General features: G+C 59.2%; 19 protein-coding genes, 1 tRNA gene and 1 pseudogene. 7 read left to right on the plus strand and 14 right to left on the minus strand.

Going from position 1 to position 26,367, the window contains the following annotated elements; all coding sequences use genetic code 11:
- Nucleotides 1-94: 94 nt before the first annotated feature.
- Both IPK17_RS15850 and IPK17_RS15855 read right to left on the minus strand, forming a co-directional pair.
- Nucleotides 95-2,245, minus strand: a complete 2,151-nt coding sequence (locus IPK17_RS15850; protein WP_343418665.1) for a cytochrome c3 family protein — start codon at nucleotides 2,243-2,245, stop codon at nucleotides 95-97.
- A gap of 533 nt (nucleotides 2,246-2,778) precedes the next feature.
- Complete coding sequence (locus IPK17_RS15855; protein ID WP_343418666.1) at nucleotides 2,779-3,750, minus strand: aldo/keto reductase; 972 nt, start codon at nucleotides 3,748-3,750, stop codon at nucleotides 2,779-2,781.
- A 139-nt stretch (nucleotides 3,751-3,889) separates the two neighbouring features.
- On the opposite strand from IPK17_RS15855, the gene IPK17_RS15860 reads away from it, so the two are divergent.
- Nucleotides 3,890-4,984, plus strand: coding sequence for a hypothetical protein (locus IPK17_RS15860; protein WP_343418667.1), 1,095 nt, complete (start codon nucleotides 3,890-3,892; stop codon nucleotides 4,982-4,984).
- A 43-nt stretch (nucleotides 4,985-5,027) separates the two neighbouring features.
- Here the strand turns inward: IPK17_RS15860 and IPK17_RS15865 are convergent, their stop codons facing one another.
- The 5 genes from IPK17_RS15865 to IPK17_RS15885 form a co-directional block, all read right to left on the minus strand.
- Complete coding sequence (locus tag IPK17_RS15865; RefSeq protein ID WP_343418668.1) at nucleotides 5,028-6,503, minus strand: sensor histidine kinase; 1,476 nt, start codon at nucleotides 6,501-6,503, stop codon at nucleotides 5,028-5,030.
- Between the two features lie 80 nt (nucleotides 6,504-6,583).
- Complete coding sequence (locus IPK17_RS15870; protein ID WP_343418669.1) at nucleotides 6,584-8,236, minus strand: sensor histidine kinase; 1,653 nt, start codon at nucleotides 8,234-8,236, stop codon at nucleotides 6,584-6,586.
- A 122-nt stretch (nucleotides 8,237-8,358) separates the two neighbouring features.
- Nucleotides 8,359-10,017 carry a sensor histidine kinase gene (locus IPK17_RS15875; protein ID WP_343418670.1) on the minus strand — a complete coding sequence of 553 codons (1,659 nt, stop codon included), beginning with the start codon at nucleotides 10,015-10,017 and terminating at the stop codon, nucleotides 8,359-8,361.
- A gap of 78 nt (nucleotides 10,018-10,095) precedes the next feature.
- On the minus strand, nucleotides 10,096-11,205 hold the full coding sequence (locus IPK17_RS15880) for a competence protein CoiA (protein ID WP_343418671.1): 1,110 nt from the start codon (nucleotides 11,203-11,205) through the stop codon (nucleotides 10,096-10,098).
- On the minus strand, nucleotides 11,180-12,022 hold the full coding sequence (locus IPK17_RS15885; protein WP_502748828.1) for an NAD-dependent epimerase/dehydratase family protein: 843 nt from the start codon (nucleotides 12,020-12,022) through the stop codon (nucleotides 11,180-11,182). The genes IPK17_RS15880 and IPK17_RS15885 overlap by 26 nt, the downstream gene beginning before the upstream one ends.
- Nucleotides 12,023-12,304: 282 nt before the next feature.
- Between IPK17_RS15885 and IPK17_RS15890 the strand changes: the two genes are divergently transcribed.
- Complete coding sequence (locus IPK17_RS15890) at nucleotides 12,305-13,258, plus strand: NAD-dependent epimerase/dehydratase family protein (RefSeq protein WP_343418672.1); 954 nt, start codon at nucleotides 12,305-12,307, stop codon at nucleotides 13,256-13,258.
- A 503-nt stretch (nucleotides 13,259-13,761) separates the two neighbouring features.
- Here IPK17_RS15890 and IPK17_RS15895 read toward each other — a convergent pair.
- From IPK17_RS15895 to IPK17_RS15930, 6 genes and pseudogenes are all read right to left on the minus strand, one after another.
- The gene (locus IPK17_RS15895; RefSeq protein ID WP_343418673.1) at nucleotides 13,762-15,567 is read right to left on the minus strand and encodes a polysaccharide biosynthesis protein; all 1,806 of its coding nucleotides are present in this window, start codon (nucleotides 15,565-15,567) and stop codon (nucleotides 13,762-13,764) included.
- 213 nt (nucleotides 15,568-15,780) lie between these two features.
- The gene (locus IPK17_RS41065) at nucleotides 15,781-18,489 is read right to left on the minus strand and encodes a helix-hairpin-helix domain-containing protein (RefSeq protein WP_502748831.1); all 2,709 of its coding nucleotides are present in this window, start codon (nucleotides 18,487-18,489) and stop codon (nucleotides 15,781-15,783) included.
- 139 nt (nucleotides 18,490-18,628) lie between these two features.
- Nucleotides 18,629-18,793 (minus strand): annotated as a pseudogene (locus IPK17_RS15915) (Tex-like N-terminal domain-containing protein); the annotation flags it as partial.
- A 115-nt stretch (nucleotides 18,794-18,908) separates the two neighbouring features.
- Nucleotides 18,909-19,682, minus strand: coding sequence for a hypothetical protein (locus tag IPK17_RS15920; RefSeq protein ID WP_343418674.1), 774 nt, complete (start codon nucleotides 19,680-19,682; stop codon nucleotides 18,909-18,911).
- 205 nt (nucleotides 19,683-19,887) lie between these two features.
- Complete coding sequence (locus IPK17_RS15925) at nucleotides 19,888-20,328, minus strand: hypothetical protein (protein WP_343418675.1); 441 nt, start codon at nucleotides 20,326-20,328, stop codon at nucleotides 19,888-19,890.
- A gap of 238 nt (nucleotides 20,329-20,566) precedes the next feature.
- A tRNA-Ala gene (locus tag IPK17_RS15930) sits at nucleotides 20,567-20,639 on the minus strand.
- Nucleotides 20,640-20,736: 97 nt separating this feature from the next.
- Here IPK17_RS15930 and IPK17_RS15935 point away from each other — a divergent pair.
- Genes IPK17_RS15935 through IPK17_RS15945 form a run of 3 tightly spaced genes read left to right on the plus strand, consistent with a single transcriptional unit; the run spans nucleotide 20,737 to nucleotide 23,764 of the window.
- A complete protein-coding gene (locus IPK17_RS15935) occupies nucleotides 20,737-21,927 on the plus strand; it encodes a glycosyltransferase family 4 protein (RefSeq protein ID WP_343418676.1) in 1,191 nt (396 codons plus the stop codon).
- On the plus strand, nucleotides 21,924-23,054 hold the full coding sequence (locus tag IPK17_RS15940) for a glycosyltransferase family 4 protein (RefSeq protein ID WP_343418677.1): 1,131 nt from the start codon (nucleotides 21,924-21,926) through the stop codon (nucleotides 23,052-23,054). Before IPK17_RS15935 ends, IPK17_RS15940 begins: the two co-directional genes overlap by 4 nt.
- Entirely contained in the window at nucleotides 23,051-23,764 is a 714-nt protein-coding gene (locus IPK17_RS15945) for a glycosyltransferase family 2 protein (protein WP_343418678.1), read from the plus strand. Before IPK17_RS15940 ends, IPK17_RS15945 begins: the two co-directional genes overlap by 4 nt.
- Here the strand turns inward: IPK17_RS15945 and IPK17_RS15950 are convergent.
- The gene (locus tag IPK17_RS15950; RefSeq protein ID WP_343418679.1) at nucleotides 23,761-24,411 is read right to left on the minus strand and encodes a LysE family translocator; all 651 of its coding nucleotides are present in this window, start codon (nucleotides 24,409-24,411) and stop codon (nucleotides 23,761-23,763) included. The genes IPK17_RS15945 and IPK17_RS15950 overlap by 4 nt on opposite strands.
- Nucleotides 24,412-24,777: 366 nt before the next feature.
- On the opposite strand from IPK17_RS15950, the gene IPK17_RS15955 reads away from it, so the two are divergent.
- The gene (locus IPK17_RS15955; protein WP_343418680.1) at nucleotides 24,778-25,878 is read left to right on the plus strand and encodes a glycosyltransferase; all 1,101 of its coding nucleotides are present in this window, start codon (nucleotides 24,778-24,780) and stop codon (nucleotides 25,876-25,878) included.
- A 98-nt stretch (nucleotides 25,879-25,976) separates the two neighbouring features.
- Nucleotides 25,977-26,213 carry a hypothetical protein gene (locus tag IPK17_RS15960; protein WP_343418681.1) on the plus strand — a complete coding sequence of 79 codons (237 nt, stop codon included), beginning with the start codon at nucleotides 25,977-25,979 and terminating at the stop codon, nucleotides 26,211-26,213.
- The last annotated feature ends 154 nt before the right edge of the window (nucleotides 26,214-26,367 follow it).

Raw genomic sequence — 26,367 nt, forward strand, 5'->3', positions numbered from 1 at the left:
GTGTGAAAACCTAGCTTGGCGGGACAAAGGAGAAGAGGCCGGGCAGTGCTGCCCAGCCTCTCTCTAAACGAGGGTGTTGCTAGTCCTCTACGACCTATTCGCCAGCTTCGACGGGCGGACGGGTGTAAGTGGACACGTCGCCGCCGACCGCTTCGATGCTATCGTACAGAACCTGGAGGATATAGTGAGGATTGTGCGCAAAGTCGCCCGGATCCTTCTGCGTGTACTGGTAGTTGTACGCAGCGCGCAGCAGGCTTGGCGTCCACGAGGCAAAACCATTGTCGCGATTCGCTTCTTCAGGATCGACCACGCCGTTGCCGTTCAGGTCGTTGAAGAAGTACGGATACGAGTGCGCGTCATAAGCGAGCGCTGCGCCAGCGGTTTCAGTCGCATAGCTCACGATGGCCGCGTACAAGGCTTCTTCCATCGTCCCGATTTCGTCACGGATGGGTTCATCTGCCGCGCCGTCGCCATCCCAGTCAACCAGTTCGACATCTTCGTCCATACGGATCAGGAGCACATCTTCTTGTTCTTCAACGTCGTGGCAGTCTTCGCACACGTTCGTCTGGATCGAGAATTCGTGCGGGTCATGGCAGTCGGTGCAGACCTGCGGGGCATCTTCGTCGCCACCGTGCAGGTTGCGACCATTGTATTCCTTGCCGTCGTACTGGTACGCGCCCATCGCTTCGCCGCCAAACAGCGAGGCACCAGCCGCGAAGTAGTGGACGTTACGGAAGCGCAGGTTTTCGGAGACTTCGTCGTCGCCGAGGTTGCCAATGGCGCGGTTGACGCTCACCGTGGACTCACGTCCCTGATGGCAGGCCAGGCACAGGTTGGCTTCTTCGCCTTCGCCGAAGGTCAGGCTCGCGCCGCTCGGGAAGGTGACTGCATCGAGCGAGAGGAGCGTGAATTCGCTGAGCGAGTCGTGGCAGGTCGTGCAGGTCAGCGAATTGGAGATCGGCTGAGCGACGACGATACCATTATTGTGGATCCATTCCGGCAGGCCGGTGGCGCTGTGGCAGCGCGCGCAGGTGGCCGGGACTTCACCGTCAGCATCCCAATCGCGGAACGCCATCGCCGTCACGTCGAAGTGGCCGGGGTCAGAGCGGTGCGCGAATTCCATATCGACCGGTTCGCTGATCTGCGCGTTGAGCGTCGTGATCGAGTCGAACAGGATCTGGATCGTGTACAGCGGGTTGTGCGCAAATGCGCCCGGGTCCTTCATCGAAACCTGATAGTTGTAGGCGGCCGTCAGCAGGTTGCCCGTGTACGAGACATACTTGTTGTCGCCATTGACTTCGTCTTCGTCGGCTTCGCCGTTACCGTTGGTGTCGGTGAAGAAGTACGGGTGGCTGTGGGGTTCATAGACGATGCCCGCGCCCGCGATTTCAGTCGCGTACGCCTGAATGGCTTCGTACAGCAGTTCCTGCAAGCCCTGAATTTCTTCCGCGATACCTTCGTTGATGTCGCCGTCGCCGTCATAGTCGTTGAGCGAGCCGTTCATACGAATGAACTGCAGGTCTTCAACACTTTTGACGTCTTCGTGGCAATCCTGGCACAGCGAGACATTGACTTCAAGCGTGTGCGGGTTGTGGCATTCAATGCAAGTGTCGGCTTCTTCGACATGATGATTCTGCATCATGTAGACCTGACCCTCGTACTGATAGCCGCCCTGCGCGACCGAGCCGTACAGCGTGGCGGCAGCCGCGTAGTAGTGAATGTTGATGAAGCCCAGTTCCGGGTTGACCGCGTTCATGTCTTCCACGAGACCGAGTTCCGTCAGCTTGGCGTTGACCGAAACGGTCGACGCGCGGCCCTGATGGCACTGCATGCAGCGAGCGGCATCGCCCGCGCCAGTCACTTCCGCGCCCGACGGGAAAACAACCGAGTCGAGCGTCATGGTGACACTGTTATGGCAGGCATCGCAGGTGACCGTCGTGCCGAGGGCGGCCGGCGCGTTGACCACGCCGAATTCCGACCCATCCGCGCCGAGGAAATCCTGATAGCCTGGAGTCGAATGGCACTTAGCGCAGCTCTCCGGAATGGCCCCTTCACTATCCCAGTGAACAAACGCTTCGGCCGTCGCGTCCGCATGTGCGGACGATGCCCACGCGTCGTAGAATTCCGCGAGGAACGGCGGATCTTCCGGCGCATCTTGGGCGAGTGCACGTGACTGGTTGAGAACCATAAAGCCTACTGCCAGAAGCAGTGTGCCGATCACGGCGAGAAAACGTGACGCCTTCATAAAAAACTCCCTCTTTAAAGCTGCTGCGGTGTTCATGCATCGCAAATAAGCAGACGAGCTCTGCTTTTGAGAGTAACAGACAAGCGTTTTCCCGTATTCATCCCACGATATGAATTTGACTCATCCTCTGGGATGAACTTTGCGAAGCGCCTCAAGGTTCGGTCAGTTTGAGGGGAAATTGATGGAGATTTTGGGGACTGAATAGGGCGGCAGCTATCTAGAAGAGCGTGAAGTCGTTTTAGAAGCAGCGGACGCAATGATGCAGTTTAACTTATGAAGGCGGAGTACCGACCCCACCCCCGGCCCCTCCCCGAATTCGGGGAGGGGAGCCAGCAAAAGCGTCTTTTCTCCCCTCTCCCCCGCTTGCGTGGGAGAGGGGTTGGGGGTGAGGGGTAATCCGTATCGTTTTCTTAAACTGCATCATTGCGTCCCTACACAAACACCGCTTCACGTAGGGACGCGATTTATCGCATCCGGAAAACTCAAACACCGACCTGTAGACCGACTTCACGCTGTTCTATGCATTGACTGGCTTACTTCGCTTCTTCCGAACGGTCGGTGGCGGGCGGCGGCGTGGCGGAGAGCGCCGAGATTTCCGCGCGCCACTCCGGCGTCATCGGCACATCGAGCGCCGCCAGCGACGATTCCAACTGGGCGACGCTGCGCGCGCCGACGATGGCTGCGGTCACCGCCGGGTTCGACATCACCCACGCGACGGCCAGCGTCGCCGGGGTATACCCCTTGTCCGCCGCGTACTGCGTGAACGCCTCGGCAACTTGATAGTTATAGGCATCGCCATAGCGGATGGAGTACATCTTGTTCTGCACAAGGCGACCGTCTTCGGCCTTCTGTGTGGTCGTGTACTTGCCCGTGAGCAGGCCTCCGCCGAGTGGGCTGTAGGGGATGACGCCCAAGCCTTCGGCCTGAGCCAGTGGGAGAATCTCGACTTCCGCCTGTCGTTTGACGAGGCTGTACATCGGCTGCAAGACCTCGGCGCGCGCCAGCCCCTGATACGCCGCGACGCCGAGTGCCTTCATGATCTGCCACGCCGCCCAGTTACTGATCGCCGGATACAGAATTTTGCCCTGCTGCACGAGATCGTCGAGTGTGCGGACGACGGCTTCAATGGGCGTGTCGGGGTCGAAGCGGTGGATGAAGTACACGTCGATGCGGTCGGTGTTCAACCGTTTGAGGCTCTTTTCGACCTGCAGTTGGAGATGCCGCCGCGATGAGCCTTTGTCGTTGACGCCGTCGCTCTGCGGGAAGCCAGACTTGGAGGTGATTACCACTTCGTCGCGGCAGTCGGCGATCAGTTTCCCGAGAATAATCTCGGAGCGCCCGCCCGCGTAGCCGTTCGCGCAGTCAAAGAAGTTGATGCCGACTTCACGGCAGCGGGCGAACATCTTGGCGGATTCGGCCTCGTCCGCGCTGTCGCCGAAGGTCATGGTGCCCATACACAGCGGCGACACGCGCACGCCGGTGCGCCCTAACAGACGATAGTTCATGCTGATAACTCCTGTGCGGTTGATGCACTTCGACTATAGCGCGGACAGGGGAACAAAGCGATGCTTCACTGGTGGGATATCGCGGAACACGATTTGGACTACAATGATTCTTGCTAGATATAAATTAGGAGAAGCTGCTATGCGTCGTTTCTGGACACGGTTCGCCGTGCTGGCATTGACTCTTGTGCTCATGCAATCATTTATAATGGTCAGCGCCGAGGGGAATCAATATCGGCGCTGGGTTGATGACAAAACCTATAGCTGCACGACGGGCGCGGGTGTGGTTTATGCGAACCTGAATAATCAGAACGTCGAATTCAACAACCTGCCAGCCGGTGCGCAGTTTACGATCAACTACATCGACAATGGGGTGAATACGCCCGATGGCCCGTATCCGGTCGAGCAGACCAGCGGGACAAAAGCCTACGGGGCGTTTGCCGAATCTTTCCCGGCCTACCCGTTCACGTTCGAGTTCCGTCTCGATACCATCATAGATGGGCTAGTGGTCTATTCAAGCAGCATAACGATTAGCTGTTCTGGCGATACGGCGAGTACGCCCGTGACGCCCGTCAACGTGGATACCGGTTTTGCGTACCGCCGCTGGTTGAACAACAAGACATACAGTTGTACGACCGGGGCGGGCGTCGTCTACGCAAATCTCAGTAATCAGGATGTGGAGTTCAATAACCTGCCGGTTGGAGCCGAATTCACGCTCAACTACATCGATAATGGTGTGGTCACGACCAATGGACCGTTTCCCGTGGAGCAGGCCAACGGGACAAAAGTCTATGGGGCATTTGCACAGCCTTTCCCCAGCTATCCCTTCACGTTTGAGTTCCGGATCGATACGTTGATCAGCGGTGTGGTGGTTTATACGAGCAGCTTGACCATCAGTTGTACGGGCGATACGGCGAGTACGCCCATCACACCGGTCAGCGGGCCGCCCGGTGGGCCGGGGTCCAGCTCGGCATCCGCGCCCACCTGTTTGATTACCCTCCCGGCCAATGCAGTGCAGGGGCGCGTCTTAACGACCACGACCGCGCTGTACAGTCCCGATCCCGCCACAACGACGAACATTGTGCTGGAAGTCGGTAAAGCGTGGTGGGTGATCGGCGCTCAGGATGGTTACTATCGCCTGTGGATTGCCTGTAATGCAAATGCGCTCTGGGTTCCCGCGGAAGCTTTAGGTCCGAATTATGATATGGGTGGCGCGCCGCTGCCCGCGGCTGGTTAACTCTCGGAGCACTGCGCCGGGCAGGCTGACCCCTTGCCCGGTGCTAGCTATCCAGTGGCAGCGTGATCGTGAAGGTCGTCCCACGGTTGAGCTTACTTTCACACGTGATGTAGCCGCCGTGCGTCACGATCACCTGCTTGACGATGGCCAAGCCCAGACCCGTACCGCCGATGCTGCCAACGTTGCTGGCGCGGTGGAAGCCGTCGAAGATGCGTTTCTGATCTGCCTCGGGGATGCCAATGCCGCTGTCGCTCACGCGCAGTACAAAGGCGTTCTTCTCAGTGCTGAGCGTCATGGTGATGCTGCCGCCCGCCGGAGAATACTTGACTGCGTTGGCCAGCAGATTGGTCAGCGCGCGCCGCAGCAGCGCCGGGTCGACCGGGTAGCGAAACTCCTCAATGCGTGTCTCAAAGCGCAGGTTGTGCTGTTCGCTGACCGACGCTGCAACGTCTTCGAACAGCGTGCGGCAGAAGCCGACGAGTTCGACCTGTTCCGGGCTGAAAATGCTCGACAGGTGTTCGATTTTGCCAATCATCAGCACATCATCGACCAGTTGGTTGATGTTCGCCGATTGGCGCTGTGCTGCGCTCAGTTTTTCGCGAATTTGGTCTAGGCTGAAGGTCTCCGTGTACTTCTCGATGAGCGAGAGGCTCATTTGCAGTGAGGTGAGCGGATTGCGGAAATCGTGCACGAGCATCGACACAAAGCGCGATTTGAGTTCGCGTAGTTCGCGCTCATGCTGCAATTCGGCGCGCAGCTCCTCAGCCTTCTTCTGCTCGGTCACGTCGATGAACGTGAACATCAGGTTGAGCAGCTTGCCCGTCGGGTCGATCACCTGATTTGCGGCATACTGCAGCACCATTTTCCGTCCCGCGCGCGCCGTGGAATGGAGCTCACCTTTAATGCTGCGCTGCAGGGTGAGATGCGCGAGCAAACGCTCGGTTTCAGCCGGCGCGCGCAGCAAGTCGCGCAGGCGCGTACCAATGACACTCAGATCCGGGTCAAGCGACCAGAGATCCAGCACTGCCCGATTGATGAAGGTGATCACGCCGCCGATATCGGTCATCACCACCGCGTTGATTGACGTGTCGACGGCGTGCCCCAGCACGATCAACTGCCGTTCGGCGGCGCGCTGCGCCAAGCGGAGATTTTGCGTGCGCAGCGCATGGCGCACGGCTTCGCCCAGGCGACTGAGGCGATCTTTGAGCAGATAATCGGCGGCACCCTGCTTCATGCAGAAGACCGCTGCTTCTTCGCTGATGCTGCCCGTCACGACGATGAAAGGAATATCGCGCCCGGTCTTTTGCAGCAGGGCGAGCGCATCCGGCGCGGTGAAACGCGGGAGGGTGTAGTCCGCGAGAATGATGTCTGGGTTGAATTCAAGCTGGTCGAGAAACGCTTCCGGGGTTTCGACGCGCACCCAGCGGACCTCGTAACCGTCCGCTTCTAGCTCAAGGACCATGATTTCGGCATCGTCCCGCCGATCTTCAAGGATGAGCACGTGTATGGGTTCTGGCATGAATCAACCTCAATGAGCGCCATAATCGAGTACGATGGTGAGTCTTTGCCAGCCAAAGCCTGAGGCGGGGTGCCGCCGCTTTAGGGTTCCGCACAGCCGTTCAGCGTGGCCGCCGACCCGATGGTGAAATAAAAGGTCGCGCCTGCACCGATTTGACCCTCCGCCCATACCTGCCCGCCATGCCGCGTGATGATGCGTTTAACGATGGCAAGGCCAATGCCTGTACCGTCAAACTCCGCGTCACTGTGCAGGCGTTGAAAGATCACAAAGAGTTTATGCGCGTAGTCCGGGTCAAACCCCGCGCCGTTATCTTTGACATAGTAGGCCGTCTGGTCGCCTTTGATTATATAGCCGATTTCCAGAGTTGGGTTTGTCACTTTGGAAGAATATTTGATCGCATTGGTGATCAGGTTGATCCACACCTGCTGCAGCAGTGACTCATCGGCACAGCCGAGCGGCAGGGGCTGCACCGTGAACTGTACGTGTGTCACGTCGCTGTGCGCCCGCAGATCATTGAGCACGAACTCAACCAGCACGTTCATGTCGATGGTGGTGCGCCGCATAGGCTGGCGGCTCGTGCGTGAAAGCTGCAGCAGGTCTTCGACGAGCACATTCATCCGCTGCACGTTGGCTTGAATACGCTCAAAGTAGTGCCGGGCTTTGTCGGGGAGGTCAGCGGCGTGCTGGTCCTCAATCGCGCGCGTGAACGTTTCAACCGCCCGCAGCGGCGCGCGCAGATCGTGCGACACCGAATAGGTGAAGGCTTCGAGATCGGCGTTGAGCGTTTCCAACTGGGCGGTGCGCTGGCTCACCCGAGTTTCGAGATCTTCGTTCAACTGCTGCAATTCGGTGGCCGCGCGTTTGCGCTCGGTGATATCCTGCGCCGCCCCGTAGAACCGGACGACACGCGTCCGGTCTTGATTCCAGATCGGCAGTCGACGAATGTACAGCCAGCGTTTTTCGCCGTTTTTCGAGATGATCTCATATTCGCTGGAGATGGTTTGCCCGCGCAGCACCGCCTGAATTTCACTTTGGGCGCGCACTTGATCGGCGGGCTGGTAGAGCGAATACGGATTAGTAATCTGCGCCAAATCATCGCGATCATAGCCCGTCAGCGTTTGCAGTGACGCCCCGGTCGCCCATTCTCGCTGAATCTTCCCCTGTTTGTCGACGGTGTAGCCAAAAGCGTAGTCGGAGATGAGCTGCGAGATAGCCCGGTAGCGCTCCTCACTGAGGCGGATTTCGGCGAGCTGCTGTTCAGCGCTGCGTCGCGCCGTATCCATGATGAGGCGTCCGACCACGAGTCCGGTCACGCATAAGGCATTCACCAAGATGCCACAGGGCGCGAGCATGCCTTGCACATCTACGCGCAGTAACAGGATGACCCAGACCATGATGGTCGAACCGATGATCGAGCGGATGCCGCCCAGCACCAGGGCGATGATCGGCGGAAACAAGACCGCCTGCGCAATCGGGCGCACGACCATCTCGGGGGGGAGGGCGACGCCGATGAACAGGGTGGAAGCCACAATGAACACCGGGCGGATGAACTCCAGCCGCCGCCAGTAGAGCACCGTCAGCCCGGTGACAGAGACCGTCGACAGCTTGAGCAGGTCGGCAGGGAGGGGGAAATCACTGCGAAACAGCGTGTAGGCCAGCATCAACGCGAGGAGGGCGCTGCTGGCGACCATCATCGCGAGGGAGGCTTGTCGTTGGGTGAGTTGGGGCGTCATGGAGCCTCCTCGCGGTCGATTGGCCGCGCTGCCCACCCGGTGGACGCGGCACCGGAGAGGGAGTAGGTGAGCGAGCGGGTCGGCATGGGCACAGCGATAGGTTCCTCAGATCAAGGGCGGTGCTATATTTGCGGCAGGATGATCTCGAACGTGCTGCCCTGTCCCTGCATGCTTTCCAGAATGATGCGTCCATGATGCGCTTCGACGATGGTTTTGGCGATCGGCAGCCCCAGACCTGTGCGGCGATCCGTGCGCGCCTCATCCGCCCGGTAGAGCGGTTTGAACACTTTATCGATAGCCAGACTGCTGATGCCCATGCCGCTGTCCTGCACGCGGATGCCGATTTCTTCCGGATAGCGGATCGCGCTCACGCAGATGCGCCCACCCGGCGGTGTGTACTGAATCGCGTTCTTGAGCAGCTCGCTGAGTGCGCGGCGGATCTGCTGGCTGTCCACGCGGATGATGGTTGTCTGGTCGAGCTGCACCTCGAGCTGGAGCGTCTTGTCAGCGGCGGCGCTCGCGTGTTCGTCGATCACATCCTGAATCAGCGGGCGCAGGTCGACCAGGCTGTAGTTCAGCACCAGTTCGCGTTCCAGCGCGACAAATTCGAGGATGTCGTCCAGCATCTGGCTGATGAGGCGCACCTGCTGCTGAATGCGGCTGGATTGAGCCGCCCGTTTCTCGCCATCGTCGAGCCGCTGGAGCAGGAAACTGCTGGTGTTGATGACGGCGAGCGGCGTTTTGAAGTCATGCCCGACTTTGGCAATGAATTCGCGCAGCATGCCCGTACGCGCCTGTTCCAGACGCACGGCAAACGCTTGATCGCGCACGCGGCGGAGCTGCATCAGATGCCCGACGGTGATGCCGTACATGCGCAGTAGTTCCGGCTCGTAATTCTTCATGGGTTGTTTGCGCAGCAGGTTGTCGACGGTCAGAATGCCGATGAGTTCTGCCCCGTGCTGCATGGGTGCGGCCAGATGCCAGCCGTACTCCACAACTTCCGAGCGGTCATTGAAGAGCGGGACTTCCTCATAGCGCGCGACCACTTCGGTGCGACCCGCCAGAAAGTCAGTGACGAAAGTGTCAGTAAACGGCCAGCGCTGATTATGCTCCGGGCGAATTGTGCCAGTTTCGTCAATCCCGTAGGAGCCGACCATCTCCCCGTTTTCGACATTACAGAACCACATGCCCATGCGGTCAAACCCCAGCCGTTCGACGCCCAGCTTGATGGTTTGATAGCACAGCGCGTCCTGCGCGTCGATGCGGCTGAGTTCCATGGTCAGTTCGTTGAGTGCCTTAAGCCGCTGCTGAAACTGAAACCCCGCGTCTTCGCGCCGCTGGAGTTCCCGCCACAGGCGGCTGACCATCGAGCGATCCTCAATGCGGTAGTACAGTACGCGGTCTTCGTTCTTGTAGAGCAGACGGCGGTGCACTTCGACTGGAATCAAGTGACCGCTGCGCTGCCGGTAGTTGCACATATAGACGTGTTCGACAACAGAGTTTTCGACATAGGTGCGCGGCGTATCGTCCGTGCCGATTGGCACTTCCAGATCTTCCAGGGGCAGTCCCACCAGTTGATCGCGGGTGTACCCGGTCATGCTGAGCGCATACAGGTTGCTGTCGATGATCCGGTGGGTGTCAGGATTAACATACAGGACGGCATGTCCGCCGAAGCGGGAAATATCGTGTCCCTGGGCAGCATAGTCGATGAGTTGTTCCAGCCGCTTGTATTCGGCCGCCAACGAACTGGAAGGGGACAGGGGCTCGGATGCCTGAGTCATGGTGCGGCGTTTGGCCTATCAGCAAGTTCATTCTAACGCTGCAATAGTATCACGGAAATTCTTCGCCTGCTGGCATTTTCACGAATTATATGGATTACAGCAAAAGTTATTTTCGCGGGGATAACACCAGTGGGGCAATGCAACTGTCAACTGGCGGGTGAAGGTGACGGGCTGGCGCGTGCGGGCGACGACGTCGCCGAGCCCCTGCCGTACGTGCTCGCTCAGTTCGATGATGCGCGCGTCTTTTTGGTCGGCGCCGCAGTGCCCACACTGAAAGTGCCGCCCATCCACGCTGATCGACAGGCGCTGCCCGGCAGGCGTGGCCAGAAAGTCGTGGACGACGGCGCGCACCGCGGAGTCTAAGCCGAGTTTGAAGCGCTGGTCGGCGGAGAGGCGGATTTCCAGACCACACGCGGAGAGCGGATTGCCGACGCTGTAGACGTAGACCGCTTTCCTGCAGCGGTAGCAGTGGGTGTAGAAGACGACGATCTCGCAGTCCGGCACGGTGTGAGCGTGTGCATGGTCGCACCAGCGCACCTGTCCAGTGAGCAGGTCGCCGACGAACGCGCCGAGCGCGTAAATCTCAGTCGCGCGCAGATCAGCCCCAAGCTGGCGGCGGAACTGTATTCCCGTGCTCTCGTCGGCGTCCACGCTGAGCGCTAAGGCCGGGAGCGCCCCGTTTGGTTGGTAGTCGGGCGGCAGCGTGCGGAAAAACCAGCAGTCACGCACGCCGTCGCGCTGATAGCGGGCGTGGCGCCGTTCCGTCTCGGCGAGTGTTTGCGCGCTCCACTGCACCTCGAAGGCGCGGCGGTCGCCCTCTTTCTCCGCGTAGACATCGGCGCGCCAGTCGCCATAAGGATATTCCAGCGTGACCGCGTAGCCGCGCGCCTGACACGCCCACGCGATCTCGGCTTTCGCCCGTAAATGTTCGATGGTTTCGCGCTTGGCCGTTTCGCACACGGTCGCGTTGGGCAGGTGCGCGAAATGCCGCAGCCCGCGCGGACTCGTGCGGAGATACGCGCCGCCCTCGCAGCAGGGCAGCGTGAGCTGCTCCGCACCCGACTGAACGGCGGCTTGCAGCGCTGCCCAGTCAGCATCGGCGAGAAACGGCGCCAGCACAAGCGCCTGTGTGGTGGCGCGGCGCGCGGTCAGCGGCATGACGTTAGCGCCACCAGCGTCCCGGCGCATAGCCGAGCATCTGCCGTGCTTTGTCCACACCGAGCAGCGTATCGTGGTCGCCCGTGCCCGGTTTGAGCGGTACGCCGGGGAAGACTTCCGCCATGAGGTCGGCATTGGTGCGCAGCATACACGTATCCGCCGAGGCGATGATGAACGCGTGACTCCCCGATAGATCGCTTTCGAGACCGAGGCGGCTGCTCTGCGCCACGTCGCGGGCATCAACATAGCTCCACAGATTCCATTTGCGCACACGCGCGTCATGCTGCCACGTCTGGAAGCGGTCGTAGTCGTGCGGTTCCATGATGTTGGAGAAGCGCAGGCCAATGATCGGAATGCTGCTCCAGCGGTTGAAGTGCCGCGCCATCTCTTCTCCGACAACTTTGGAGAGCGAGTAGGACGACTGCGGGTAGAGCGGGTGCTCTTCGTCGATTGGCGCATAGTGCGGCACAGGATCATCAAACGGGAGGCCGAGCGTGGTCTCACTGGACGCCCACACAATGCGCTGATGCTGATGCAGCGCCGCCGCCGAAAAGACGTTGTAGGTGCTCAAGGTGTTGATGGAGAAGGTCTGCTGGTCGCTGATGAGGTCGGGCGCGGGGATCGCCGCCAGATGCACAACGGCATCCGCGCCGCGCAGCGCCTCGACGGCCTGCCCATAATCGGTCAGGTCAACGCGCAGGAACGGCACGATCCGCGTTGCGGGCGGATTGATATCCACGTTCACGACGTCGTAGCCGTGATCCAGTAAATCCGCGACGACGGCGCGCCCGGCTTTGCCACTGCCACCCGTCACCACGATTTTGCGAATAGTCGAAGAAGCGCTCATAATTCTGCCCTGTGTGAACGTTCGAAGAAGGTCGGTAGGTCGGTAAAAAGCTCGTCTTTGGCCTACTATGGTATGCCGCTTTGGTCGAAATTACGATTCCCACACTGCCCTCCACGCCACCCTTGCTCTCCAGCCTCCTTCAAATCGCCTGAGCCGGTCACCGGACTGCTGGCCGTTCGCAGGTCGGCGCCGTGCGCTGACAAAATGTCCGCTATCCGTATTCCGCGCGGCTAAGGTATCATGGGTAGTAATGAGAGCTGACATTTATCACGGAGGGAAAGCATGCGCGTCGTCGTCATTGGAGCCACCGGGCATGTAGGCACTTATTTGATTCCCCGGCTGGTCGAGGCTGGCCATGAAGTGATCGCCTTGAGCCGCGGGCAGCGCGCACCGTATCAACCGCACGCCGCGTGGCAGCGCGTCCAGCAGATCAGCATTGATCGCGAGGCGGAAGAAGCGGCGGGCACGTTCGGGGCGCGCATCCGCGATTTGCAGGCGGATGTGGTGATCGACATGATCTGCTTCACACTGGCGAGCGCGCAGCATCTGGTCGAAGCGCTGCGTGGGCAGGTGCAGCAGTTCCTGCACTGCGGCACGATCTGGGCGCATGGTCACAGCACGGTCGTTCCCGCCGTCGAGGAACAGCCGCGCCAACCCTTCGGCGAGTATGGCATCCAGAAAGCGGCCATCGAAGCGTATCTGCTCAACGAAGCGCGGCGCAATGGGTTTCCGGCGGCGGTGCTCATGCCGGGGCACATCGTCGGGCCGGGGTGGGCGCCGCTGAATCCGGCGGGGCACTTCAACCCGGAAGTCTTTGGGGTGCTGGCGCGCGGCGAAGCGTTGTGCCTGCCGAATCTCGGTTTGGAGACTGTCCATCACGTGCACGCCGATGATGTCGCGCAGTCGTTCATGCAGGCGATGGCGAATTGGAGCACTGCATGCGGTGAGAATTTCCACGTCGTCTCCCCGGCGGCGATCAGCCTGCGTGGTTATGCCGAAGCGGTGGCGTCCTGGTTCGGTCAGCCCGCGCGGCTGACGTATCTCGGGTGGGAACAGTGGCGCACGACCGTCCCCGAAGAGGAAGCCCTTGCTACCTGGGATCATATCGCGCACAGCCCAAATGCGAGCATCGCGAAAGCGCAGCGTTTGATCGGCTACCGTCCGCGGTATACATCGCTGCAAGCCATCTATGAATCGGTCTTTGACCTGATCGACCGCGGCGTGATTACGATCTGAAGACGATAGACCTAACGCCAGTGAGGGATGAGCCTCATTGGCGCGCTCTGTCCTGAATTCCGGGAGGGAAGATCTATCAGTGGAGATATTTAATTGTAGGGACGAGGCATGAGGCTATTTCAGAATTGTTGAAATGCTCAACCACACACTGTTTGCTGGGTAAGCCGGCCCTCTCCGTTGGCAGAGGGACATAACCCACCGTGACCTTGCCCCGCTCCTTGTGGAGAGGGGCAGTTGAGCGGAGCGAAACGGGGTGAGGTCAGCAAAACGCTGATTCTAAAATAACTTCTGACTCTTCCCTACAGGCTCTCTACAAAAGAAATCCACGGTCAACTGCGAAATTGAAAAAAATCTACTCTGTTATAGGGTCGGGGATGAAGCCAGAACACCGTGGTCCATGATTAAAAATATACCTAAGCCAACTTGGATGAGTTGACATCCCAGCTCATCCAAATTGGCCGTGGCGTAGAACGAGATTTAGGCGACCGGGGTTTGTAATTGAACTAGATCCCGGCCGTTTGCGAATCACTTCCGGTCGGGTCAATTAGGTTCTGCACCTGCTCCCAGAAATCGCTTTTGACTTCACCTTTCCAGTAGTCGACACGCAGAATCTGAGGGTGGATCGTTGGAGTGGCTTCTTCGTGCTCCATATACAGGGTCTCGTGCAGTTTTTCTCCCGGTCGTATGCCGACGAATTCGATCGGAATATCAATATAGGGGCGCAGTCCGCGTAGTCGGATCATCCGCTCGGCGAGCTTGAGAATCCGCACTTCCTCTCCCATATCCAAGACGAACAGTTCGCCGCCCTGCGTCATACAGGCAGCGTGGAGTACCAGATTGACCGCTTCCGGTATGGTGAGAAAGTAGCGCGTCATTTCGGGGTGGGTGATAGTGACGGGGCCACCAGCCTCGATCTGCCGCTCAAAGATCGGCACGACGCTGCCGCGGCTGCCCAACACATTTCCGAAGCGCACGGCACCAAAGCGCGTGCCGGATGCACTTTGCAGATGGTGAATGATGAGTTCGCACACGCGCTTGCTTGCCCCCATCACACTGGAGGGGTCGATCGCTTTGTCGGTCGAGATCAGCACAAAGCGTTCAACTTGAAATTGATGGGCCAGTTCGGCGAGGTTTTTCGTGCCGAACACGTTCGCTTGAATAGCCTTGTGCGGATACCGTTCGAGCATTGGCACATGCTTGTACGCGGCACAGTGGAAGACGATCTCGGGGTGATACTGCTCAAAAACTGCCTTGAGTTCGGCAGGTTGGGTGATGTCCCCGAGAATGGGTGTGATTTGCATGTCACGATACTGTAACCGCAGGTCGAGCTGCACATCGTGGAGGTCACTCTCGTTGGAATCCAGCAAAATCAGGTGCGTAGGCCGATAGCTGGCCATCTGCAGTGAGAGTTCCGAGCCAATGGAACCGGCAGCGCCCGTCACCAGTACAACTTTCTCACGGATGGCGGTGAGGTCGACGACATCTGACTGGGTGGCAAGGCTCCGTCCTAGGAGATCCTCAATCGTTACATCCCGCAGCAGTGGTTTGGTCACATTCGAGTCGATCACCGACTCAACATCAGGCATGATTTTCAACCGGGCGGAAGTGCTTTCACAATCGCGCAGGATACTGCGGAATTCACTCTGCGGAACATTTTCCAAAGCGACGATGATCAGATCAATCTGCCGCGTTTTGGCGATGGTGGTGATTTTGGTGCGGTCACCCAGCACAGGCGCGCCTTCAACGTACATGCCGAGCTTGGCGCGATCATCGTCAATAAAGCCGACAATGGTGTACGTGTTTAACACCGACTTCTGGCATAACTGGTAGGCGGTATTTTGACCCAGTTTTCCCGCGCCAACGATTAGTATTTTGGTCGGCGCGGCCGTCGGTTTGCCGCGGAGGAGAGCGGCGAAACTCGTAAAGTTGACGATTCGCGCCCGATAGCGCAAGGCGATAAACCCGCCCAAGGACAGCAAATTTCCAACTACGATCACACTAAAGGGCAGTGGGCGAGCAACTGGCGCGAGACCCAGGATGACAATACCAAGCGCTGTGGCGACCAAAAAAACCGCCCGCACAATAACGGTGGTGCTGTTGCCACTCGTATGCTCCCACAACTGTTTATACACACCAAAAAACCAGAGACTCACCGTGAGAATGAACGCGGAGAGCAGGATAAACTGGATTTGGAAGTTGGTGCTGGGCACACCGATGAGGCGGATGGAGAAGGCAAGGAGATAGGCACCTGAAGCAACGATAAAGTCGAGCGGTGCATTGAAAAGAATAGAACGGGTCCTGTAACTCACACAGCACTCCCTAAAGATCCCTAACGACGTATGGTTTACAGGGGTAACCACCACACGCTTCAGTATAGCATTGGTTCGGAATCGGCATTAACAGCTACGTTGCACTATTGATTGGCCTGATACACGCGCACGTAGTCGATCCACATGCGCTGCGGGAATTCGCTGGTTGCATCGGATAACCCGGCCAGTTGCCCCCGACCGCCAAGTTCAGAATCAGATAGAACGCATGGTTGAACGGCGCGGGATACTCCCCAATTGGCGTCGACCACTCGGTGAGTTCCTGATACAGCACGCCGTCGACGTACCAAACGCAGGGCGCTCCGCTTCCCAAATCAGGGTGAAGGTGTGGAAATCATCGGCGAAAGTGCCCTCGGTCAGTGTGAAATGCGTGCCGGACTGCTGATGACCGGACTCCCCGGCATAGTGAATCGTCCCGTAGACCGTTTCCGGTTCGTGCCCGAGCTGCTCCATGATGTCGATTTCGCCGCTGTTCGGCCAACTGCCATACGTGCCTTGCGCGGGCAGCATCCAGAAGGCGGGCCAGATGCCCTGACCATAGGGCAGGCGCGCGCGGATATCGATGCGCCCGTACAGCCAATCCGCCAGCACGAGCGTTTGCAGCTTGGCGGAGGTGTAATCGTTGCCCCGATAGCGTTCTGCCCGGGCTTCGATGACGAGGCTGCCGTCTTCGATATAGGCGTTTTCCGGGCGGTCGGTGTAATGCTGGCGTTCGTTATTGCCAAAGCCATTCCCCCCCGTCGCGAAACCCCAGTGGCGGCGGTTGATCGCCGGATCGGTGAACTCGTCGTTCCACACGAGCGTCCAACCCTCGGGGACATCGTCGACATCGGCAGGCATGACAATATCGGTGGCGGGAGTGGCGGTTGCTTCTGGTTCATCCTGCGCCACCACGACTGAGGCGAGCAGCAGCAGCCCCAGCCCGATCAATAAAATCCGCTTCATTTTGATGGTTCTCCCAAAATCGCGCCCACTGCGGACGCTTGTCCGCTGCGCACCTGTGTAACTGCGGCGATCATACCCGCATCGCTGGAAAACAAAAACGCCCGCCACGGTGACGTGCGTCACGCGGGCGCGCTGACTTACTTCACCCAACCCAAACTGATGCGCCCGCGTTCCCGTTCGACGTTGAGAATTTCCACTTCGAGCACGTCCCTGACACTCAAGGAGTGGCCGCGCGGAATTTGGCTGCGATGCAGCAGCCCCGTCCTGCTTCACGCCGATGTCGATGAACACGCCAAAATCGACCACATTGCGCACCGTGCCGTTAAGCCGCATGCCAGTTTGCAGCGCCTCTACCGAGAGCACGTCACTGCGCAGGATCGGCGCGGGCAAGTCTTCGCGCGGATCGCGACCGGGGCGGACGAGCTGTTCGAGGATGTCGGTGAGCGTCGGCATACCCGTGCCCAACTCGGCGGCTAACTGCGCGACAGTGTAGCGCTGAAGCAGGGCGTTGAGCGGTTCGGCGCGCTCGGCGGGCGGCGTCTTGAGGTCGAGTCCCGCGCGTTCGAGGACGGCGGTCGCAATCGCGTAGCTTTCTGGGTGAATGGCGCTGGCATCCAGCGGATTTTTGCCCGCCCGCACGCGCAGAAAGCCCGCCGCCTGCTCAAAGGCTTTCGGCCCCAACCCGGCGATCTGCTTCAACTCGACGCGGCTGTTAAAGACGCCTTCGCGGTCACGGTACTCGATGATGCGTTCGGCCAGTTTCGGCCCGATGCCAGCGACGTGCGTGAGCAGCGCGACCGAGGCGGTATTCACATCGACGCCGACCCGGTTGACGGTCGCTTCGACGACCGCGTCGAGCTTATCGGCCAACTGCTTCTGGTTGACATCATGTTGATACAGTCCAACGCCGATGGCTTTCGGCTCGATTTTGACCAGTTCCGCCAATGGATCGAGCGCCCGCCGCGCAATCGAGACCGCGCCGCGCAGTGTGACATCGAGATCGGGGAGTTCGGCACGGGCCAGCGGGCTGGCGCTGTAAACGCTCGCGCCCGCTTCATTGACCATCAGGTAGTGGCGGTCGGCGTCGGTGAGTTCGGCGGCTAACTGCTCGGTTTCGCGCGAGGCCGTGCCGTTGCCAATCGCGATCAGCGTGACGTGGTGCGTGCTGATCAGCCGCTGTAAACTCTGCTTGGCTTCCCCCCAGCGGCGCTGCGGTTCATGCGGGTAGACCGTGTCGGTGGCGAGGACTTTGCCCGTGGCGTCGATCACGGCGACTTTGCAGCCGGTGCGGTAGGCCGGGTCGAGGCCCATGACGACGTGTCCCGTCAGCGGCGGTTGGTTGAGCAGGCCGCGCAGATTGAGCGCAAATACCTGAATCGCGTGCGTCTCCGCCTGTTCGGTGAGGGTGGCGCGCACATCGCGTTCGATGGCCGGGAGCAGCAGGCGTTTCGCCGCATCGGTGATCGCCAATTCGAGCTGTCCCGCCAGCGGTGAACGCGAATCTGGACGGTAGACGGCGTGAATGGGCATGAGCCAATCGCGCTCGGCAACTTCGACTTTCACGCGCAGGATTTTTTCGCTTTCGCCGCGATTGATCGCCAGCACTTGGTAGGGCTGCACCCGATCAATGCGCGCCTCATAGGTGTAGTAGGTCGCGTACACGTTCTTTTCGTCCGCAGCCTCGGCGATCTTTTCGCTGCGCAGCAAGCCCCACTTCAGGGCTTTTTCGCGCACACCGCCGCGAATGCGCGCATGGTCGCTGATCGCTTCCGCGACAATATCGCGCGCTCCGGCGAACGCCGCGTCGACGGTCGGCACGTCGGCGGTGATGTACGGCGCGGCGATCTGCGTTTCTGTCTGGCGCAGGCGCGCCTGCTGGAGGATCAGATCGGCGAGACCCGCCAGTCCTTTTTCGCGGGCGATCTCCGCGCGGGTGCGCCGCTTGGGGCGGTAGGGCAAATACAAATCTTCGGAGTTCGTTCGACGACTGCGCGGCGGTCAACTGCGCGCTGAGTTCCGGCGTGAGTTTCCCTTGCTCCTCAATCGACGCGAGAATCGTTTGCCGCCGATCATCGAGCGCGCGCAGATGGGCGAGCAGTTCTTGCAGGCGGCGAATCTGGTCTTCGTCGAGGCCGCCCGTCATCTCTTTGCGATAGCGCGCAATGAACGGGAGCGTGTTACCCGCATCTAACAGTTCAATCGTGGTTTTGACCTGCGCGGGGCTGACATTAAGCGCTTGAGCAATGGTCGTGGTGTAGTTCATGGGGTCACTGTTCCTGAAGTTTTGCGCTAGTGTCGCTAACCCGCTGCCAAAACGCAAGCTGAGACCATAAGGGCATCTATCCCTGACGTTCACTGACTAGTCCAAAGCGAGGCAACTAGCGCAGCTTAACTTCTGCCAAAAGTTCGGAAAGTTTCACCAGCGAACTGGGTGCGCCATAGCTAAATTCTGACCTCCCCCAAGTATCAAGTTTGACCACTTGCCGAGGGGTCAAAAGTCCAAATATCTCTTTCCAATAAGCAATCTGCGCGAAAAATATTCCAAGATTGATAATCCACGTACCAATACCATAGAGAAGAACAAACTGCGTCCATTGATCGAGCGGCGTGCTTGATCTGGCTTGTCGTTCTAAGTCATGGATCTGGTCAATTGATCTATAATATTCGAGCCAACGGCGGAGAATAATGAGCTGAAGTTGAACTCGTACCGCTTGCGCTAGTGGTGGTTGAGACTTGACTAGTTTTGACCCCTTGGCCCAGTCGAGTAACAAACCATCCCATCCTGAGACTCTGACAAAAGGTTCAAGACGTTTATAAAGATCATCATAGTACTGATACCAATCCAGAATGGCTGCGCTTTGACCAAGGATTTCAAGCTCCGTAAAAGCAATTCGCCATAACCGGCGCAGCTTCTCCTTTGTGTTCACTTCCGCCGCAATCTCAAGCTCGGGAACTGGTTCGGGGACTGAATATCCGAGGAGCGCAGAGGCAGGCAAAGCAAAGTGTTTCGCGACGCTTCGTAACTCGGGAGTGCTTTCAAGATCCAATCCCCAGCGCCAAGAAAAGCGATCATATTCGTCAATACTCAGCGCCTTAAAGAAGGGAAACCAGAAAGCGATTATCTCGTCGTCTGAAGGTGTCGACACTTCCATTGCACATTCACCCAATGCACTTGAAACTCTATATTGCCTTCAGCGTAATTATGCTCAGAGCTGTTAAGTAAACAAAAACGCCAGTCGCAGTGACTGGCGTTTGATTTAGGGGGTGAGCTAACACAAGTCTGAGACTCTGATCAGCAACTATGGTGTATCAATTGTCATCATAGGTTCGAATTCAGTTCTTCAGGTATAGTTTTCTTCATCGACGTGAAAATTTCTCTGCAAGATCGTAAATAAACGTCCCAGTGCGACGATGGATTGACGTTGTAACCCATGTAGATGGATATACCAGCTTTATAGGGAGGTTTCTATCGAAATCCGCAATACCGGGTATACCAAAATAGGCATTTTCTTCATTCTCTAGATCGATTACCCACTGGCCTCCCAGATGTTTTCGAAAAACCTCCCCTACATAAGTTCCGATAGCATCAATGACGGCTAACTCCTTACCGGAGAGATCCGCCTGCACCTCTGGGTACTTCTGAAGTAACCATGTTTCTAGATGCTTCAACGAGTCAAGAGAAAAGTCTAAGTAGATGAGAAGTTCTGGTGGTATCGAGGCAAAAAAGCGCGTTAGCCTTAAGTCTTTATCATTTAGCCATTCACCGAATTGCTTCTGAGTTTCGAGTCGAAATATCATTTAATACTCACTTGCGGCCTATTGATCAAATCTGTCACTCAATCATAAGTCTATAGTGTCGAACTAGGTGGGAATCGAGTGACGTGAACCGAAGAGACATTTTCGCCCTGACATACATCAGAACTAAGCGGTTGTGGGCTGCATGAGACAAACATCTCTACGTTACAGTAATGTTTACTGTTCAATCTACTTCCTTAGGTAACAAAAAACGCTGATCAAGCTGATCAGCGTTTGGGTGTGGACCTGAGGGGATTCGAACCCCTTACCTCTACAGTGCGATTGTAGCGCTCTCCCAAATGAGCTACAGGCCCGTGAGTTGCACGAACGAGAGGAATTGTAATGGCGGCGGGCATGGGTGTCAAGGCGGAGTCTCACGCTAATGCGGAAAATTCGCTACAATGACGCCCTATGATGAACCATGTCTTGATGCTCAGTCTGGATACCGCGCTCGCCACCCAACCGCAAGGTGACTCCCGAGCGCGGCACCTCACCTACGCGGCGCGGACGGGGCGCTTGACGATCATCGTCTATACGCCGCCGCACGTCGGCACGGCGTTTCAACCTTCCGACCATCTGACCATCATCCCGACCAACAGCCGCCACCCGGTGCTGTTCCCGCTCGATGCGATCCGGTTGGCGCGCGGTGTGCTGCGCGGCGGCGGCGTGAACCTGATCACGACGCAGGAGCCGTTTGCGACCGGGCTGGTCGGCTTGTGGCTGCGCTTGCGCTATCGTGTGCCGCTCCTCGTGCAAAATCACAGCTACTTCTTCGGCAATCAGGCGTGGCTGGATGAGCGCCCGCTGCGCAATCGTCTGCTCACGGCGATTGGGCGGGTGGTGGTCGTGCGCGCCGATTTCTATCGCACGGTCAATGATAAAGAGAAGCAGAACTATCTCGCGGCAGGGGGATCACCGCGCCGGGTGGTCGCGCTGCCACTGGGGACGGCGGCTGGAGCCTTTGCCGCCGCGCCCGATCCTGATCAACTGGCGGCACTGCGTGCACGACTCGGTTTGACGGCGGCGACGCCCGTCGTGCTGTGGGTTGGCTATCCGGTTGGGTTCAAGCGCGTGCCGATCCTGTTCAAAGTGTTCAAGAAAGTGCTCAGCCGCGTGCCCGACGCCAAGCTCGTGCTCATCGGCGATATGAAGCGCTCCCCGGTTGAACTTGTTACGTTGGCGCAGAGCGAAGGGCTGGCGGACAGCGTGATTTTCGATGGACCGGTGCAGCACGATCAACTGCCGCTGTATTACGCGCTCGGCAGCGTGTACGCGCACACTTCCTCATATGAAGGGGTGCCGCGCGTGCTGTTCGAAGCGTCGGCGGCGGGGCTGCCGCTCGTGGCGTTGGATGTGGTCGGCGTCAACGAGGTGATCGAGAATGGCGTGAACGGCTATCTCGCGCCGGATATGGATATCGACGGTATGGCGGGGCGGATCGTCACGCTGCTGCAAGATCCCGTACCCGCCAAGGCGATGGGCGAACGCGCGCGCGATCTCGCGCTGCGGCGCTACGATGCCGAACGCTACATCGATTCGTGGATGGGCGTGTGGCGTGAAGCGATTCGCCTAGGCATGCGCAGGCGGCGGAGGTGGTTGTGAATCTGCTGCTGTTCAACCTCGCGACCGACGCCGACGATCCGATCCTCGGCTTTACCACAAGCTGGAGCAACCGGTTGGCGGCGCATTACGAGCACATCGATGTGATCACCATGCGCGCCGGACGCTTGGATGTTGCGCCGAATGTCAGTGTGTACTCCATTGGCAAAGAGCGTGGCTATGGAGAAGCGCGGCGGGCAGTCGAGTTTTACCGCGTGCTGAGCGCGCTGCTGTTACGGCGGCGCTACGCGGCGTCCTTCGCCCATATGCAGCCGCTGTTCGCGCTGATGAGTGCGCCGCTGCTGCGACCGTTGAATGTGCCGATCACGCTGTGGTACACGCATCGCCAGCGGCATCGCACACTCGAATGGGCGACGCAGGTCAGCCGCCGCGTGGTGACGGCGTCGCCGGACAGCTTTCCCATCGCCACGCCGAAACTGCGCGTGTTGGGTCATGGGATTGATACGGAGTTCTTTAGGACTGAGGGCGAAGGTCTGAGGACTGAGAAGAACGCTCCCGGTATACCTAACACCTCTATAGCAGCTGATCTTTTACTCAGTCCTCAACCCTCAGTCCTCAGTCCTCAATATGTCGTGCATGTGGCGCGGCTGATGCCGATCAAGCAGCAGGCGACGCTGATCCGCGCGCTGCCGAGCGTGCCCACGGCGCACGCCGTGTTCGTCGGCGATGTGCCGCCGGAGCAGGGCACGAACTATCGGGCGGAACTGGAAGCACTCGCGCGGGATCTTGGCGTAGCGGAGCGGGTCACCTTTGCGGGCAATCAGTCTGCGGAGGGCGTACGGGCGTGGTATGCGCGGGCGGCGGCGGCGGTCAATTTGAGCCCGGTCGGGCTGTTCGACAAAGCGGCACTCGAAGCGCTGGCCATGCGCGTGCCGACCATCGTCACCAATCCGTCCTTCGATCCGCTGCTCGGTGATGCAAGCTGGCGCAGCGAGTCGCCGGAGGATCACGCGGGGCTGGCGGCACGGCTCACCGCGATCTTGGCGCTCGATCCGGCGGAACGGGAGCGGCTCACGAGCATCAGCCGTATGCGGACGGTCGAGGCGCATGGTTTAGACGGCTTGATCCGCCGTCTCGTTCAGGTACTCAACACCGGAGAGATGACATGAATTTCCCGAAAACGCTGGTGATCATCCCCGCGCTCAACGAAGCGGACAGCATCGCCCACGTGATCGGCTTGATCCAGCAGCACGCGCCGTGGGCGGATATCGCCGTGATCAACGACGGCTCGACCGACGATACGCGCTCCATTGCGACGACGTGCGGCGCGATTGTGCTCAACATGCCGTACAACGTGGGGATCGGCGCGGCGGTGCAGACGGGCTTTCTCTATGCGGCGCAGCACGGCTACGAGGTCACGGTGCAGAACGACGGCGACGGCCAGCATAATCCGCAGGAGATTCCGCTGCTGGTATCCGACCTCATCACGAGCGGGTCGGATCTCGTGGTCGGGTCGCGCTACATCGAAGATCGCGGCTACATCACGCCGATGGCGCGCAAGGTCGGCATCGTGATCCTCGCGCGCATCATCTCGCTGATCACGCGGCAGCAGTTCACCGATCCGACGTCAGGGTTTCGCGCCTCCAGCCAGCGGACGATCCGCCTGTGCGCGCGCACCTATCCGCATGATTACCCCGAACCGGAAGCGGTCGTGCTGCTGCACCGCGCCGGGCTGCGGCTGCGCGAAATCCCCGTGACGATGAACCCGCGCTACGGCGGCAAGTCCTCGATCACGCCGATCAAGTCGGGCGTGTACATGCTCAAAGTGATCCTTGCGATCCTGATCGGGCTGCTGCGTCCCGCGCCTTTCGTCGATTAGCTTGACTTGTGACCGCCGCTGGAGAAGGCCGTGACCAGCCCTAAGCCGATGTAAATCGTCCCGCTGATGTACTTCTGCGCGCGTAAGAACGTCTGGTTGCGCTTGAGCCAACCGCCCGCCGTGCCGGAGAGGATGGCATAGGTGCCATCGGTGAACAAGGCCATGAGGGTGAACATCAGGCCGAGCAGCAAAAACTGCACGCCGACCGCGCCGCGCGCCGGATCGACGAACTGGGGCAGGAAGGCGAAGAAGAACAGCGCGGTTTTGGGGTTGAGCACGGCAACAACCACGCCTTGACGGTAGATCGAGCCGAGGCTGCGGCGTTCAACGACTGCGTTGGCGGTGAGGGGTGTTTTGTCGAACAGGGTCTTCACGCCGAGGTAAACGAGATAGGCCGCGCCGAGGTACTTGACGATGTCGAAGGCCAGCGCCGACGTGAGCAGAATCGCCGAGAGGCCGAGCGTCGCCGCGAGCACATGGACGAGCGTCCCGGTCTGCACGCCCATGACAGAGACGACACCCGCGCGCCGCCCCTGATCCATACTGCGGGCGACGATGTAGAGCACGGCGGGGCCGGGCGTGATCAGCAAGATGAAGGCGCCAGCGAGGAACAGCGACAGCGTACTCAGCGGTAGGATAGTCTCCATGCCTGTGAAATCCTTGTGCGATTGGGTGAACACAACCCCTTTACTATAAGTGGACTTTCCTGACCTGTCTATGACCAGTTGATCGGGCCTCACCCGTAAACCAGACCCCACCCCCGGCCCCTCCCCGAATTCAGGGAGGGGAGCCAACATTCCTCGCAGAACCCGATTAGATTTCGTAGGGACGCGCAACGGCGCGTCCGTTTCGGTCACAATTTGACGGACGCCCCGTTGGGCGTCCCTACACAATGTCGTTTGCGGCGTGTCTGCATCAAGTCCCCTCTCCCCCCGGAGAGGGGATTTAGGGGTGAGGTCCGCATCTGCTATACTGCGTTGACTGTGACCTGCCACCTGTAAACTGTGAACCCTATGCGCGTGTTGATGATCTCCAAAGCCTGCATCGTGGGCATCTACCAGAAGAAACTCGAACTGATCGCCAAAATGGGTGTCGAGCTGCTGGCGCTGGTGCCGCCCTCGTGGAAAGATGAGCGCGGCGAACAGCGCCTCGAACGCGTCTACACGGACGGTTACCGTCTCGAAGCTATCCCGATCTGGCGGAACGGCGATTTTCACGCGCACAGCTACCCGACGCTCGGGGCGCATATGCGAACGTTTAAGCCGGACATCGTGCATATTGACGAGGAACCGTACAACCTGTCGGCATGGCAGGCGCTGTTTCATGCGCGGCGGGTGGGCGCGAAGTCGTTGTTCTTTAGCTGGCAGAATATCGCGCGGGACTACCCGCCGCCCTTCAGTTGGGGCGAACGCTGGACGCTCAACCATGTCGATTACGCGCTGATGGGCACGGAGAGCGCCGCCGAGGTGTGGCGCGCCAAGGGCTACCTCAAGCCGCTGCGTGTGATTCCGCAGTTTGGCACCGATCCCGATCTGTTCCACCCGGCGACGCCGACTGTGCGCCCGTTCACGGTGGGGTTCTTCGGGCGGCTGGTGCCAGAGAAGGGTGTCGACGTGCTGCTCGACGCGCTCGGGCAACTGGGCGGCGAGTGGCGCGCGCTGATCGTCGGCGGGGGACCGGAGGCGGAACGCTTGCAGGCGCAGGCCGCCGCGCACAGCGACCGGATTACGTTTCGCGCGCAAGTCCCGTCGACGGAGATGCCCGCGCTGTATCCGCAAGTCGATGTGCTGGTCTTGCCGTCGCTGACCCGCCCCAACTGGAAAGAGCAGTTTGGGCGCGTGCTGGTCGAAGCGATGGCGTGTGGCGTCCCGGTGATCGGCTCGGACAGCGGCGCGATTCCCGATGTGATCGGCGACGCCGGGCTGATCACGCCGGAGGGGGACGCGGCGGCGTTGGCGGAGGCGCTGCGCCGTGTGCGCGATGAGGCGACTCTGCGGGCGGAGCTGGCGGCATACGGACGGCAGCGCGTGTTGGAACGCTTCACGCACGCGCAGGTCGCCGCCGACACGGTCGAGGTGTACCGGGAGATGTTCAACTCGGCTCGTTCACGATAAAAGAGCCGGACGCAATGAATTGCGTCCCTACATTCGACTCGCCTCGTAGGGACGCGATTTATCGCGTCCGCTGTGTTGTAAGACAAGAGGTACACGAAGTGAAAAACCTGCTACTTGATGAAATTCTCGACTTCCTAACTTCTGCACCAACGCTGGAAGACATTATCGCTTTCAAGCCATCGGATGCGCTGCAAGCCCGCGCAAGCGAGCTTCTGGAAAAGAATCGTCAGGGCAAACTAGGTGGTGAGGAAGATAACGAATTGGACGAGTTCGCGCGGATGGATGATTTCATGAGCATGTTGAAGGCACGCGCTCGAAAGAAACTCTCTAGGTAGCCGAGCGTGTGCTGGAACGCTTCACGCAGGCGCAGGTCGCCGCCGACACACTCGAGGTGTATCGGAATATACATCTAATCCTATCCCCCAACATATAGAGTGAATTTCATGCTCCACTTAATCAAAGTTCAAATCTGTGATGAAAATGAGTATT

It is taken from the genome of Candidatus Flexifilum breve (assembly GCF_016713355.1).